This window comes from Aquamicrobium terrae (genome assembly GCF_040545735.1).
Taxonomy (GTDB): domain Bacteria; phylum Pseudomonadota; class Alphaproteobacteria; order Rhizobiales; family Rhizobiaceae; genus Mesorhizobium; species Mesorhizobium terrae_A.
On the sequence record NZ_JBEPML010000029.1, the window covers coordinates 38,619 to 53,174 of the forward strand.

Genomic DNA, 14,556 nt, shown 5'->3' on the forward strand with positions numbered 1-14,556 from the left:
CCAATGCGAATTGCATGTCCCTTCTGCGGCGAACGAGAAGTCGGCGAGTTCAGCTATCTCGGTGACGCCTCGCCCAAGCGCCCCCGCTACACGGTCGATGACGGCTCCGATCCCGCGGCGCTGGAGGAAGCCTTCTACGACTACGTCTATCTGCGCGACAACGTGGCCGGCACAATGCGCGAATACTGGTATCACGGCGGCGGCTGCCGTTCCTGGCTGATAGCCGAGCGTGACACGCGGACCCACGAATTCAAGTCGGTGCAGGCGGCTCCTGGCGCGGGAGCGTCCAGGGCGGCGCTGCCGGGAGAATGAGCATGTCGGGCTATATCGAATCCCAACCGCTGGGCAGGACGTCTGCCAAGGACGATGCCGCAGGGAACACGCAGGCGACTGGCGGCACGCAGTCGCATCGCCTGCGCGCCGGCGGCCTGATCGACCGCCAGGCGCCGCTTGGCTTCACCTTCGACGGCAAGGCCATGACCGGTTACGCCGGCGACACGCTGGCTTCCGCCCTCGTGGCCAACGGCGTCAAGCTGGTCGCCCGCTCGTTCAAGTATCATCGTCCGCGTGGCATCATGACGGCCGGCTCCGAGGAGCCGAGCGCACTGGTGGAAATGCGCACCGGGGCGCGCCGCGAACCCAACACGCGCGCCACCACACAGGAGCTCTACGACGGCCTTGTCGCCAACAGCCAGAACCGCTGGCCGTCGCTGCGCCGCGACTTCATGGCGGTCAACTCGTTGCTGTCGCCGATCTTCGTGGCCGGCTTCTACTACAAGACCTTCATGTGGCCGGCGAAGTTCTGGGAAAAGATCTACGAGCCGATGATCCGGCGGGCCGCGGGCCTCGGCAAGAGTGCTGAACAGCCCGACCCGGACCACTACGACAAGGCCTGGGCGCATTGCGACGTGCTGGTTGTCGGCGCCGGTCCCACGGGACTGTCGGCGGCCCTCGCCGCAGGCCGGATCGGCGCGCGCGTCATAGTGGTGGAAGAAGATACGCAGCTTGGCGGTCGCCTGCTCGGCGATGGCGGCGAGATCGACGGCATGCAGGCCGGCGAATGGGTCCGCCGGGCCGAAACGGAACTGGAAGCCCTGCCCAATGTACGCGTCATGAAGCGCACGTCGCTGTTCGGCGTCTATGACGGCGGCACCTATGGCGCGCTGGAGCGCGTCAACGACCATGTCCCGGTGCCCGGGCCGCACCAGGTGCGCCAACGTCTCTGGCGCATCATCGCCAGGCGCAGCGTCGTGGCTGCGGGATCGATAGAGCGTCCGATCGTGTTCCCGGGCAACGATCGTCCCGGCGTGATGATGGCATCGGCCGTGCGCACCTATGTCAATCGCTTCGCGGCCCTGCCGGGCAGGCAGGTTGCGCTCTTCACCAACAATGACGATGGCTGGCGCACGGTCGAGGCGATCCGCCGCGCCGGCGGTGAAGTTTCAGTGGTCGTGGACTCGCGCGGCCAGGTGCCCGTGGAATATCAGTCCGTCGTCAAGGCATCCGGATTGCGGGTGCTGTCCGGCTGCGTGTCGGACGTCAAGGGTGGCGTTGACGGCGTCAGGGGCGTCGTGGTCACAGGCGCGGACGGCCGCAGGCAAGAGGTGGCCGCGGACTGCCTGGCCGTTTCCGGCGGCTGGAATCCGAATGTCGGCCTGTCCTGCTTCCATCGCGGCCGTCCGGCATGGCGCGACGACATCGCCGCCTTCGTGCCGGGCGATTGCCCGCCCGGCATGAGGATGGTGGGCGCCGCCGAGGGCACTTTCGCGCTCGGCGAATGCCTTCGCGACGGCCATGCAGCCGGCGTTTCGGCTGCGGTGGATTGCGGCTTCGCGGAAGATGCCGGCAGTGCTGCCGAGGCGGGCGACGAAGGCTACGCGATCTCGCCGCTGTGGCAGGTGCAGGCCAAGGGCAAGGCCTTCGTCGATTTCCAGCATGACGTCACCGCGTCCGACGTGACGCTGGCGCAGCGCGAAGGCTATGAGAGCGTGGAGCATCTGAAGCGCTACACCACGCTCGGCATGGCCACCGATCAGGGCAAGACCTCCAACATCAATGGCCTTGCCATCATGGCCGCCACCACCGGACGGTCCATTCCGGAGACCGGCACGACCATCTACCGGTCGCCCTATTCGCCGGTCGCCATCGGTGCCTTCGCAGGCCACAATCGCGACGAGAATTTCCACGCCTGGCGGCTGGCCCCCTCGCACCATTGGGCGGCGGCGCGGGGTGCGGTGTTCGTCGATGTCGGCCTGTGGAAGCGCGCGCAATGGTATCCGCAGCCGGGCGAAACGGACTGGCTCCAGTCGGTCAGCCGCGAGGTCACGACCGTACGCAACGGCGTCGGCTTCTGCGACGTCTCGACCCTCGGCAAGGTCGATGTCCGCGGCGCCGATGCAGGCACCTTCCTCGACCGGGTCTACATCAACGCCTTCTCCTCGCTGGCCGTGGGCAAGGCGCGCTATGGGCTGATGCTGCGTGAGGACGGCATCGTCATGGACGACGGCACCACTTCGCGGCTGGCCGAAGATCACTATTTCATGACGACGACCACCGCCAAGGCCGGCCCCGTCATGCAGCACCTCGAGTTCTGCCGGCAGGTTCTGTGGCCTGAACTCGATGTGCAACTGTCATCTGCGACCGACCAGTGGGCGCAGTTCTCGATCGCAGGCCCGAGGACGCGCGAGCTGCTGCAAGCGCTTTGCGATCCCGCCGAAGACCTGAGCAACGAGGGCTTCCCCTTCATGGGCGCGCGAGAGGTGAAGTTGCGCGGCGGCATTAAGGCGCGGCTTTTCCGCATATCCTTCTCTGGCGAGATGGCGTTTGAAATCTCCGTGCCGGCGCGCTTCGGCAACGCCATGGCGGAAAACCTCATGATTGCCGGCAAGCCGTTCGGCGTCGTGCCGTACGGCACGGAAGCGCTCAGCGTCATGCGCATCGAGAAAGGCCACGTCGCAGGCCCCGAGCTCAACGGCACCACGACGGCGGATGACCTTGGCCTCGGCAAGATGATGTCGAAGAAGAAGGATTTCATCGGCCGCATCATGGCCGGCCGCGAGGCGCTGGCCGCGCCTGACCGGCAGGTCGTCGTCGGCATCAAGCCTCTGGACCGGCATCGGCGTCTTCGTTCCGGCGCTCATGTGGTGCCGAAAGGCGAAAAGCCGGGGCCGGATACGGACCATGGTTATGTGACCTCCGTGTGCTTCTCGCCGACGCTGAACCAGTGGCTCGGTCTCGGCCTTGTCACGCGCGGCCGCGAGCGTTTCGGTGAGATCGTTCGCATCTACGATCCGCTGCGGAGCGAAGACTACGAGGCCGAGATCTGCAGTCCCGTCTTCTACGATCCGGAAGGAGTGCGCCAGCGTGGGTGATTTTTCCTGGACTTCCCAATCGCCGCTGCAGAAGGCGCTCGTTCCCGGCGTGCACGGGGCCGGCAGCGTGCCGGGCGTCGAACTGACCGAGATCCGCAACATTCTTCTGGTGCAGGTGATGGCCCGGCGCGGCAACGCAGCCGCTGCGGCCCGGATTGCGAAGAAACTGTTCGGCATCGAACCGCCTTCGCGGCCCGGCGCGGTCTTCGGCAAGGGAGTGGCCCTTGTCTGGTCAGGTCCCGACCAGTTCCTTGTCTTTGCTCCGCAGGGCGACGGGAGCCTGATGGAAAGGATCGCCGATGCCTTTGCCGGTATTGCCTCTCTTTCCGACCAGTCCGATGGCCGCTGCCTGATCCGCATCTCCGGTGCGCGCGCAGCACAGGCCATGGCCAAGTTCCTGTCGCTTGATCTTGACGATGGCGTCTTTCCGGTCGGCGCCGCGGCAACGACGTCTCTCGACCACACGGCCATCAACATCTGGCGTGAGGCGGACGCTGCCGGCGAGACACCGCTCTACAACCTCGCGGTCTTCACCAGCTTCGCCGACAGCCTGTACCGCGTGATCGCCGATTCTTCGCTGGAATATGGTCTTCGGTCATCCTAGCCCGTAGCGGACCAGGATCTCTCCGGTTGCCTGATCGGTCCTTCAGTTCCTGATGACGGCTCCACTCCCGAGGTTCGGGAGTGGAGTGTCCATCTTCCGCGGATATGCATCGTCTGTTGCGAGCGGCGGAGCTGTCCCACCGGAGCCGCCTCCTTTCGCATGGAAGAGCCTATGCCGCGGGCCCGTGATTCTTTTCGCTTGCGTAAAGCGCCACGGCCATCGCCCGATTACGGACCTCGAGCTTGCTGTAGAGATTCTTGAGGTGATACTTGACCGTGTTCTCCGATATTCCCGTGCGCGCCGCGATTTGCACGTTGGTCCATCCGTCCGCCAGCACCGCCAGCAACTCATGCTCGCGTGTCGTCAATCGGGAAAGGGGCGTGTCGTTGATCTTAGAGACATCGATGTAAGGAATGCAGATGCGGCCATGCGCCACGGCGATAAGCGTGTCGAACAGTATCGCCGGATCGTCGAACTGGTAGCAGAAGCCGTGGGCGCCCAGCCGCACGCACTTCTTGAGGATGGACAGGTCGTGGTCGTTTGAAAAGATCACGACACGAACATTGATGTCGCGCTGGCGGATTTCCGCCAGAACCCCGCCGCCATCCATGTCGCTAAGCTTCCAGCCGAGGACCGCCAGATCGAATCCGGGACCCGGCATGGAGCAGGCTTCGAGAAAGGCCTTGCCGGAGGTGACGTTCTCTCCCAGATCGAAGCGGCCGTCCCGCGAGATCATGTCCGCCAGCGCCGACACCACCAACGGGTTGCGCTCCGCGACAAGAACCCTGAACTTGCGAGGAACGGCTTCGGCTGTCTTGGTGTCGCCGAGCTCGGTTTCTCGTTGCATCATGTCGACGCTCATATGCGCTTCCTCCCCAGGCGTCGCGATATGTCAGCAGGCCTTTCCCACGGGAGCGTGGCCTCATAGTCAATTCATAGCATGAATTCTTTTTTCACATCAGTATATTTTTCGATGTGGCGCCAAGCTTCTCAATTCCACGAGACAGTCAAGGCGGGCCATTAGACCACAAAAGCCTTGACGAAAGTCAAGTTTCCAACGATCTTTCACTGAAAGAAAAAAATAAGACTGAGCGGAAACATACCTTGCCGGTTCCAACAAGGGCGGGATCGCCTCCGGCAGCGTTGCCCGTTCATAAAGCGAAGGGGACTGTGCAATGACCGTGATTGCTGAAGCTCAGCCCGCGGAGGCGGGGCAACTTCATAGAGCCATCGATTGGCGGGGAGCTTTCTGGGTTGCCAGCGGCGTTCCCGCCCTGGTGCTTTTTTCGATCGGTGGAATCTCCGGTACCGTCGGCATTCCAGCTTTCGTCATCTGGATGGTATCGGTGTGCTTCGGCCTAATCCAGGCCTGTACATATGCCGAGATCGCGGGACTGTTCCCCAGCAAGTCCGGCGGGGCCTCCGTTTATGGGGCGACCGCTTGGCTGCGCTATTCGAAGTTCATCGCGCCGCTGTCGGTGTGGTGCAACTGGCTGGCATGGACGCCCGTGCTGTCGCTTGGCTGCTCCATCGCGGCTGCCTATATCCTCAATGCGCTGGCGCCGATCCCGACATTTAGCGAGGCGTCGCCGGAAGTGGCCGCCTGGCTTGCCGATCCGGCCAATGCCGGCAAAGCCGCTGCCGATGCGATTGCCGCGCTGACGGCTGCAGGCACCCCGGCCATCCGTGACTGGACGCTCTACAGCGGCTCGCTCGGACCGGTTTCCTTCTCCTTCAACTCCGTGTTCATGATCGGCGTGGTCCTGATGCTGATCACCTTCGCGATCCAGCATCGCGGCATCCTCGGCACGGCCAACGTCCAGAAATTCATTGGCCTCGCCGTCATCATCCCGATGCTGATCGTCGGCATCGTGCCGATCCTGACTGGCCAGATCAACTGGGACAACTACAGCCCCTTCGTGCCGCTGGCCGAAGCCTATGCCGCCGCACCCGGTGAATGGAACATCGCCGGCTGGACCCTTGTGTTCGGCGGACTGTTCATCGCCGCCTGGTCCGCATACGCCTTCGAAACGTCGATCTGCTTCACCAGCGAATTCAAGAATCCGGGCCGCGACACCGTCCGTGCGATCCTTTATTCGGGCCTGCTTTGCCTGCTGCTCTACACCCTGGTTCCCTTTACCTTCCAGGGCGTGCTAGGCCTTGAAGGCATGCTGGCGGACGAGATCGTCGACGGTTCGGGTGTCGGCAATGCGATGGCGCAGATGGTCGGCGGCTCCGGCTTCGTCACCTCGATCATGATCATGCTCATGATCCTGGCGCTGATGTTGGCCATCAACACGGCGATGGCCGGTTCTTCGCGCACTCTCTATCAGGGTTCGGTCGACGGCTGGTTGCCGCGCTACCTGTCGCACGTCAACCATCATGGCGCGCCGACCCGGGCGATGTGGACCGACCTCATCTTCAACCTCGGCATCCTGGCGATTGCCTGTGCCGATGCGGGGAGCTTCTTCTTCATCCTCGCCGTCTCCAACTGCGGCTACATCATCTTCAACTTCCTCAACCTCAACGCAGGCTGGATCCACCGCATCGACAACGGCCATATCAAGCGGCCATGGCGCGCTCCGACCTTCCTCATCGCAGTCGGCGGCATACTCTCCTTCGTCAACGCGATGTTCATGGGTGCCGGCGCCAAGGTCTGGAACCCCTGGGCGCTGTGGGCAGGCTTCATCGCCGCGGCCCTGATCATCCCCGTGTTCTGCTTCAGGCACTACATCCAGGATGGCGGGCGCTTCCCGGCTCATATGCTGGATGATCTCGGTATCACCCAGGAGGAACTGAAAGTTCGCAAGGCGGGCATTCTTCCCTACCTCACCCTTGCCGCCGGCCTCATCGTCGTGCTTGTGGCCGACAGGATCTTTGTCATGTGACCGGACGCCTTATCGGTAACAAGAAGCCGGCCGCAGGCCGGCTTCTTTATTTGGAAGGAAGTTCGAAAGCCTGCCGCCGATGCCTTGCGGCGCGCGTCTCCCTGGGCCAGATTGACAGGCATTCCGGGTTGTGGTGAGTTATTCTTTCTATGAAAGTTTTTTGCTTTTCAGTTGACGCAAAGGTGAGGCGACTGTTATAGTTCTGGAACATAATCAACGAGTTCCAGAACCGGCAAGGCCACGATAAGCCCTGTCGATCAAAAAGGACGCGGGCCGCCAAGGCCCCAGGGGGAAGCATAGGAAATGTCGACCGTCATAGATGGTAAGCTTGTCGCCGAAGACGTTGTCGCAACGGTCAGGAAAGCGGCGGAGCAGCTCAAGGCCGAGGCGAATGTGACGCCAGGGCTTGCGGTTGTGATCGTCGGCGAGGACCCGGCCAGTCAGGTCTATGTCGCTTCAAAATCCCGGAAAGCCAAGGAGTGCGGCTTCCATTCGGTGCAGCACACCCTGCCGGCCGAAACCTCGCAGGCCGATCTGCTGGCGCTGATCGAAAGCCTGAACAAGGATGCGGACATCCATGGCATCCTGGTTCAGCTTCCCTTGCCCGGCCAGATCGATTCCGGCGCAGTCATCCAGGCGATCGCGCCGGAGAAGGACGTTGACGGCTTTACCTATGTCAATGTTGGCAAGCTGGGCGCGGGCGCAGCGGATTCCGCTTTCGTGCCCTGCACGCCAGCGGGTTCGATGCTGCTGATCGAACGCGTGCGTGGACGGGATTTGTCCGGCCTGAACGCCGTCGTGGTCGGCCGCTCCAACATCGTGGGCAAGCCCATGGCAAACCTGCTGCTTGCCGCGAACTGCACCGTCACGGTCGCCCATTCGCGCACGCGCGATCTTCCGGCCTTGTGCCGTACGGCGGATATCCTTGTCGCCGCCGTCGGCCGGCCGGAGATGATCAGGGGCGACTGGGTGAAAGATGGCGCAACGGTGATCGATGTCGGCATCAATCGCATTGCCGCGCCCGAGAAGGGTGAGGGAAAGCAGCGGCTTGTGGGCGATGTCGCTTACAGGGAGGCCGAACGGCAGGCAGGCGCGATCACCCCCGTGCCCGGCGGTGTCGGGCCGGTGACGATCGCCATGCTTATGGCCAATACGCTGGTTTCCGCCTGCCGAGCTGCCGGGCGCACGCCGCCCCGATTCTGAAAACGCCGGCAACCGCATCGTTCTATTGAGTTCCAGTCAATACTATCGAGGAAAGACATGGCCGAGATCAAGACCGACATTCAGATTGCCCGCGCGGCGCGCAAGCAGCCGATCCAGGAGGTTGGGGGCAAGATCGGGATCCCGTCGGAGCATTTGTTGCCCTACGGCCACGACAAGGCGAAGGTTTCGGCCGAGTTCATCAAGTCGGTGCAGGGCAAGGCGGACGGCAAGCTGGTCCTGGTCACCGCCATCAACCCGACGCCGGCCGGCGAGGGCAAGACGACGACGACGGTGGGGCTGGGCGACGGGCTCAACCGCATCGGCAAGAAGGCGATCATCTGCATCCGCGAGGCCTCGCTGGGCCCGAACTTCGGCATGAAGGGCGGGGCGGCCGGCGGCGGCTATGCGCAGGTGGTGCCGATGGACGACATGAACCTGCACTTCACCGGCGACTTCCACGCCATCACCTCGGCCCACAACCTTCTGTCGGCGCTGATCGACAACCACATCTACTGGGGCAACGAGCTGGGCATCGACACCCGCCGGGTGGCGTGGCGGCGGGTCATGGACATGAACGACCGGGCGCTGCGCCAGATCGTGGTGTCGCTGGGCGGCGTGGCCAACGGCTATCCGCGCGAGGCCGGCTTCGACATCACCGTGGCCTCCGAGGTCATGGCCATCCTGTGCCTGGCGCGCGACCTGCAGGACCTTGAGAAGCGGCTGGGCGACATCATCATCGCCTACCGCCGCGACAAGAGCCCGGTCTTCGCCCGCGACCTCAAGGCGCACCGGCCGATGGCGGTGCTGCTCAAGGACGCCATCCAGCCCAACCTGGTGCAGACGCTGGAGAACAACCCCGCCTTCGTGCATGGCGGCCCCTTCGCCAACATCGCCCATGGCTGCAACTCGGTGATGGCGACCTCGACGGCGCTCAAGCTCGCCGACTATGTGGTGACGGAGGCCGGCTTCGGCGCCGACCTCGGCGCGGAGAAGTTCTTCGACATCAAGTGCCGCAAGGCGGGGCTGAAGCCGGCCGCGGCGGTCATCGTGGCCACGGTGCGGGCGCTGAAGATGAACGGCGGGGTCAAGAAGGAGGACCTCGGCGCCGAGAACATCGAGGCGGTGAGGAAGGGCTGCGCCAACCTTGGCCGCCACATCGAGAACGTCAAGCAGTTCGGGGTGCCGGCCATCGTGGCGATCAACCACTTCCACACCGACACCGAGGCCGAGATCCAGGCGGTGAAGGACTATGTCGCCACCATGGGCGAGGAAGCGGTGCTGTGCCAGCACTGGGCCCGGGGCTCGGCCGGCATCGAGGAGCTGGCCCACAAGGTGGTGGCGCTGGCCGAATCCGGGCGCTCGCAGTTCGCCCCGCTCTATGGCGACGAGCTTGGCCTGTTCGACAAGATCGACACCATCGTCAAGCGCATCTATCGCGGCTCGGAGGCGATCGCCGACAAGTCCGTGCGCGACCAGCTCCACCAGTGGGAGAAGCAAGGCTACGGCAACCTGCCGGTGTGCATGGCCAAGACGCAGTATTCGTTCTCGACCGACCCGAACCTGCGCGGCGCGCCGAGCGGCCACACCGTGCCGGTGCGCGAGGTGCGGCTGTCGGCCGGCGCCGGCTTCGTCGTGGCCATCTGCGGCGAGATCATGACCATGCCCGGCCTGCCCTCCAAACCATCCTCCGAAAACATCTACCTCAACGAAAACGGCGATATCGAAGGCCTCAGCTGAAGCCTGGGGCGCGGAAACAGGCACGGAGAATTCTCTTCCCAGTAAAAAAAATTGCTTAAGAGTGTTGCATCGCAGCAGCAATATGGTTCAATGGCAGGAAGCGGGAAACCGCTGCCGAGGGACGGCCGGACAGTCGGGAAAATCCGCAACGGCCTTAGAATGTGGAGGAATCGAATGACGGCATCGTGGCGCTTTTCTACCCTGGCCGACCGGCACCGGGCTCTCGGCTCGCAGCTCGAGGACTGGAGCGGCATGGGCACCGCCTGGAGCTATGACGGCGATCCCAATGCGGAATATACCGCGATCCGCACCAAGGCCGGCATCATGGACGTCTCAGGTCTCAAGAAGGTGCATATCAACGGCCCGCATGCCTCCCATGTGATCGACCTTGCGACCACGCGCAATGTCGAGAAGATCTATCCGGGCAAGTCCGCCTATGCGTGCATGCTCAACGACGCCGGCAAATTCACTGACGACTGCGTGATCTATCGCATCGCGCCGAATTCCTGGATGGTCGTGCACGGTTCGGGCTCCGGCCATGAGGAATTGACCCGTGCCTCCATCGGCCGCGACGTGTCGATCCGCTTCGATGATAATCTGCACGACCTGTCGCTGCAGGGGCCTGTCGCCGTCGATTATCTGGCCAAGCACGTTCCGGGCATCCGCGACCTCAACTACTTCCACCACATGCAGACGCAACTGTTCGGTTTCCCCGTCATGATCTCGCGCACCGGATATACCGGCGAGCGCGGTTATGAGATATTCTGCCGGGGGCAGGATGCACCGGCGATCTGGGATCGTATCGTGGAGGAAGGCAAGGAGATGGGCATCATACCTTGCCGCTTCACGACGCTCGATATGCTGCGGGTCGAGAGCTATCTGCTCTTCTATCCCTACGACAATTCGCAGAAATACCCGTTCGAGAACGAAGGCCCCGGCGACACCCTGTGGGAGTTGGGCCTCGACTTCACCGTCAGCCCCGGCAAGACCGGCTTCCGTGGTGCGGAAGAACACTACCGGCTCAAGGGCAAGGAACGCTTTAAGATCTACGGCCTTGAAGTCGCGAGCGACACGGCGTCCGACGAGGGTGCCGAAGTCTATCGCAATGGCAAGAAGGTCGGTGTGGTGACCTGCGCCATGTATTCGCCGCTGGTCAAGAAATCCATGGCTATCGTTCGCCTCGACGTGGATTGCGCAACGCCCGGAACGGACCTTGAAGTGCACAACGCTTCCGGAACCGTAAAGGCCAAGGCGCAGCCGTTGCCATTCGACGATCCGAAAAAGCTGAAGCGGACGGCGAAGGGATAGAACGTTGGACAGTGCACCGGCCATGGCTATGCTCAGTCGCCCGGTCTACGGAAAACTTTCAGCGCAGGCCGGAACACATCATCTCTTCATCGCGGACGCCGAAGGTGCGTCCGCGATCCTCGCCATGGCGAAGCAGGCGCCTCAGGATTTCTTCGCCTCCGCCGAAATCATGTACATACCCGGGTCGGCCGGGAACAAATACGTCGCGGGCCTGGAAGCGCTGGTGCCGGGCCGTTTCTATCAGGGGCCTTCGATCGCGGCTGCGATGCCGCGGCTGCGGCACATCTTCGAGAATGCCCATATGGGCCTGCGGCTTTATCTGACCGGCACCGAGGGCCTGATCGGACAGGTCAGCCAGATTGCAGCAGATGCCGGCATAGAACACAGCGCCATCCAGACCGAACACCGCGGTTCTCTGGCCCGGCGCGTCCAGTGCGTGCACTGCAAGGGCATTACCGAAAACGTGACCACCCAGCCGGTTCGCTGTTCCCATTGTGGCCTGCTTCTTCTGGTACGCGATCACTATTCACGACGCCACGCCGCTTTCCAGGGCGTGTGCATCAACGCGGAGGACCCGAGCGAGAATCCACCGGCAGAGGAGATATTCCGATGAACGCAGGGTCGAACAGGATCGAGGCGGTGGTAACCGATGTCGTCGCCGTCAACGAATTGGTGAAACGGTTCCATTTCCAGCGTGTCGATGGCGGGACGTTGCCGACATTCTCCGGCGGTGCCCATATCGTCGTGGAGATGCAGGACGAGGACCGGACGCGGCTCAATCCCTATTCCCTGATGAGTTCGCCGCTCGATACGCACGACTATACGATCAGCGTGCGGCGCGACGATGCCGGGCGTGGCGGATCGCTGTTCATGCACAACAGGGTCGAGCCGGGCCAGCGGATGGTGATCAGCAATCCTGTTAACCTGTTCTCGCTCGATCTGCGCGCCCGCAAGCATCTGATGATCGCCGGCGGCATCGGCATAACGCCGTTCCTGGCGCAGACGGCGCAGCTCGCCGCCGACGGCGGAAATTTTGAACTGCACTACTCGTTCCGCAACGACAAGGTGAGCACCTACGCCGACCTTCTCCGGGAGCGTCACGGCAAGCGGGTCCATCTCTACCGCAGCGACTATGGCGAAAATCTCGATCTGGAAAGAGTTCTGTCCAGCCAGCCTCTTGGCACGCATCTTTATGTGTGCGGGCCGGATGGGATGATCACCTGGGTGAGAGATGCCGCGACACAGCTCGGCTGGCCTGCCGGGACTGTGCACTATGAGCATTTCGCGGCGCCGCAGCCCGGCAAGCCGTTCGACGTCACGCTGGCCGTCAGCGGCATCGACATCCGTGTCGGCGAGCACGAGAGCCTGCTGGAGGCGATAGAGGCAGCAGGCATCGATCCGCCCTATCTGTGCCGGGGTGGGGTCTGCGGCCAATGCGAGACGAACGTGATTTCATACGACGGCAAGTTCCGGCACAACGATCACTGGCTGAGCGAGGAAGATCGCCGCTCGGGCTGCAAGGTAATGCCGTGCGTATCGCGTTTCGAAGGCAAATCCCTCGTTCTCGAACGGTAGGCGGGATACCCGGAGGAGGAGACCATGGGTATAAACTTCAGGCAGGAAACTTTTCGCGACGACTTCTCTTTCAAGAACAGCCCCGAACAGATCAGGCGTTTTCCCTTTCCGTTCCATGAAGACGGCTACATGTACTCGGTCAATATCGAGCCGCACGTGCCGGGACCCAAGAACACGGTGTTCGAACATCTCTTCGACGTCGACGAGCACTATATCTCCGAGATGCAGGACCGGGCCATGGTGCTGGCCGAGGATCCACTGCGCTGCCAGTCTCTTCCGCACATGACACTTGCCGGCTGGGATACGCTCGAACTTCTCATGACCGAGAAGGCGAAGAGCTATCCCGACCTTTTCTCGCTGACGCGGGACGGCGACCAGTGGCACTGGATCAACCGGCCGCTTGGCATCGAGGATCGTTTCACCTTCGGCGATACGTCGACGCTGCCCTATGGTCCGCTGGAGTACATAACGCGCCAGAGCCAGGGTGATTTCGCCGTGCTCGACCAGCGCGACGGCAATCTGTGGATGGATGCCGGCATGGTGACGACGCAGGCCGACTGGTCGCTGGATTTCGACATCGGCATGAATTTCTTCGAGTGGCATGCACCTGTTCCACTCGCCCATGAACTGGGTGTCTTCACCCGGGCGCTGAAGTTTTTGATGGCCATGCAGCAGGGGCAGCCGGCGCGTCGGTTCAACTGGACGATGACCATCAATCCGCGGCTCGACACCAGCCCTGAGAACTATCACAAATGGGGAACGGACCGCATGACCGTCACCCCTGAGAATGTCGGCCACAAGGTTCATCTGCGGGTTGAAGTGCAGATGTTCTTTCGCCTGCCGCGTTCAAACGCGTTGCTGTTCCCGATCCGCTGCTACCTCCTGAAGATGGAGGAACTGGTCACCTCGCCGAAGTGGGCGCGCCGTTTCCATCGCGTGCTGCGAGACCTGCCGGACGAACTGGCCGAGTACAAGGGTCTGGTGCGCTATCGCCCGACCACCGTCGAATGGCTGTCGAAATATGACGACGGCCAGCCGACCTCCCCGGGGTTCGGACCGGACTGACCACGCCGTTCCGGGCGGAGGCCCCCCACGAGCATGTTTGGCGTCTTGTAAGCGTTTGGGGCCGGCGCTCGCAGGGGTGCCGGACCATGGTGTTGCGTCCGATCCGCAGTGCCGAAAGGAGTCGAATCGATGAACGTGCCCGCGAAGCTGCGCACGCTCTACAAGGAGCTTGGCGAAGAGGAGGGCGTTCGAACCCTTGTGGAAGCCTTCTACGACATCATCGAGCAGGATGAGGACGCCCATGAACTGCACCTCCTGCATCTGAGAGGCCACGGGGTCGCCCATTCCCGTGAGGAGCAGTTCAACTATCTTTCCGGCTTCTTCGGCGGTCCGAGCCGCTATGTGCAGAAGCACGGCCATTCCCGCCTGACGGAAATCCATGCACATGTGCCGATCGGACCCGAGATGCGCGATCTCTGGTTGCGTTGCATGGAGCGGGCGATTGACCAGGTGGGGATCGACAGCCAGTTGAAGTCGCAGCTCATGCTTCACTTCACGCGCGCTGCCGAGACGTCCCGCAACATGGACTGACCCACCGATTTCGCCGTGCCTTGCAGTCGAGACTGGCACTGCAGGCTCAGCAAGAGATTCAATCGTGAGTTCGGGGTGAACCCCTGATAATAGTCTGAGAAGAGAAGCCCTTAGCCCGGAGGGTACTCGGTGTTTTCTGGCTGACCAGAAGCAATGTTATTGACGCAAGCTAGGGCGCATCCGGTTTAATTTGGGTCATATCCTGCGGCCTTGAAGTAATTGGCGCATTCGGCGGGCGTAAAGAGTTCGATGATGGAGCCGAGGGTGTTCCAGA

At 62.6% G+C, this 14,556-nt stretch carries 12 protein-coding genes; 11 read left to right on the forward strand and 1 reads right to left on the reverse strand.

The window, feature by feature from the left end; all coding sequences use genetic code 11:
* The first annotated feature begins 3 nt into the window (after positions 1-3).
* From ABID37_RS25055 to ABID37_RS25065, 3 genes are read left to right on the forward strand one after another with little or no spacing between them, the layout of a single operon-like run.
* Entirely contained in the window at positions 4-312 is a 309-nt protein-coding gene (locus ABID37_RS25055; RefSeq protein ID WP_354199701.1) for a sarcosine oxidase subunit delta, read from the forward strand.
* Positions 309-3,371 carry a sarcosine oxidase subunit alpha family protein gene (locus tag ABID37_RS25060; RefSeq protein ID WP_354199702.1) on the forward strand — a complete coding sequence of 1,021 codons (3,063 nt, stop codon included), beginning with the start codon at positions 309-311 and terminating at the stop codon, positions 3,369-3,371. The genes ABID37_RS25055 and ABID37_RS25060 overlap by 4 nt, the downstream gene beginning before the upstream one ends.
* Positions 3,364-3,975 carry a sarcosine oxidase subunit gamma gene (locus tag ABID37_RS25065; protein ID WP_354199703.1) on the forward strand — a complete coding sequence of 204 codons (612 nt, stop codon included), beginning with the start codon at positions 3,364-3,366 and terminating at the stop codon, positions 3,973-3,975. Before ABID37_RS25060 ends, ABID37_RS25065 begins: the two co-directional genes overlap by 8 nt.
* 169 nt (positions 3,976-4,144) lie before the next feature.
* On the opposite strand, the gene ABID37_RS25070 is transcribed toward ABID37_RS25065, so the two are convergent.
* Positions 4,145-4,822 (reverse strand): response regulator transcription factor, encoded by a 678-nt coding sequence (locus ABID37_RS25070; protein ID WP_354199712.1) that lies wholly within the window; start codon positions 4,820-4,822, stop codon positions 4,145-4,147.
* A 328-nt stretch (positions 4,823-5,150) separates the two neighbouring features.
* Here ABID37_RS25070 and ABID37_RS25075 point away from each other — a divergent pair, with 328 nt between their 5' ends.
* The 8 genes from ABID37_RS25075 (at position 5,151) to ABID37_RS25110 (ending at position 14,282) form a co-directional block, all read left to right on the forward strand.
* On the forward strand, positions 5,151-6,863 hold the full coding sequence (locus tag ABID37_RS25075; RefSeq protein ID WP_354199704.1) for a trimethylamine N-oxide permease: 1,713 nt from the start codon (positions 5,151-5,153) through the stop codon (positions 6,861-6,863).
* Between the two features lie 303 nt (positions 6,864-7,166).
* Positions 7,167-8,066: a bifunctional methylenetetrahydrofolate dehydrogenase/methenyltetrahydrofolate cyclohydrolase gene (locus ABID37_RS25080; protein WP_354199705.1), complete on the forward strand. Its 900-nt coding sequence runs from the start codon at positions 7,167-7,169 to the stop codon at positions 8,064-8,066.
* A gap of 57 nt (positions 8,067-8,123) precedes the next feature.
* Positions 8,124-9,803, forward strand: a complete 1,680-nt coding sequence (locus tag ABID37_RS25085; protein WP_354199706.1) for a formate--tetrahydrofolate ligase — start codon at positions 8,124-8,126, stop codon at positions 9,801-9,803.
* Positions 9,804-9,977: 174 nt separating this feature from the next.
* Positions 9,978-11,111: an aminomethyl transferase family protein gene (locus tag ABID37_RS25090; protein WP_354199707.1), complete on the forward strand. Its 1,134-nt coding sequence runs from the start codon at positions 9,978-9,980 to the stop codon at positions 11,109-11,111.
* A gap of 22 nt (positions 11,112-11,133) precedes the next feature.
* Positions 11,134-11,724, forward strand: coding sequence for a dimethylamine monooxygenase subunit DmmA family protein (locus ABID37_RS25095; protein WP_354199708.1), 591 nt, complete (start codon positions 11,134-11,136; stop codon positions 11,722-11,724).
* A complete protein-coding gene (locus ABID37_RS25100) occupies positions 11,721-12,686 on the forward strand; it encodes a PDR/VanB family oxidoreductase (RefSeq protein WP_354199709.1) in 966 nt (321 codons plus the stop codon). The genes ABID37_RS25095 and ABID37_RS25100 overlap by 4 nt, the downstream gene beginning before the upstream one ends.
* Positions 12,687-12,710: 24 nt before the next feature.
* Positions 12,711-13,751, forward strand: a complete 1,041-nt coding sequence (locus tag ABID37_RS25105) for a heme-dependent oxidative N-demethylase family protein (RefSeq protein ID WP_354199710.1) — start codon at positions 12,711-12,713, stop codon at positions 13,749-13,751.
* A 129-nt stretch (positions 13,752-13,880) separates the two neighbouring features.
* Positions 13,881-14,282 carry a group II truncated hemoglobin gene (locus tag ABID37_RS25110; protein WP_354199711.1) on the forward strand — a complete coding sequence of 134 codons (402 nt, stop codon included), beginning with the start codon at positions 13,881-13,883 and terminating at the stop codon, positions 14,280-14,282.
* Positions 14,283-14,556 lie beyond the last annotated feature (274 nt).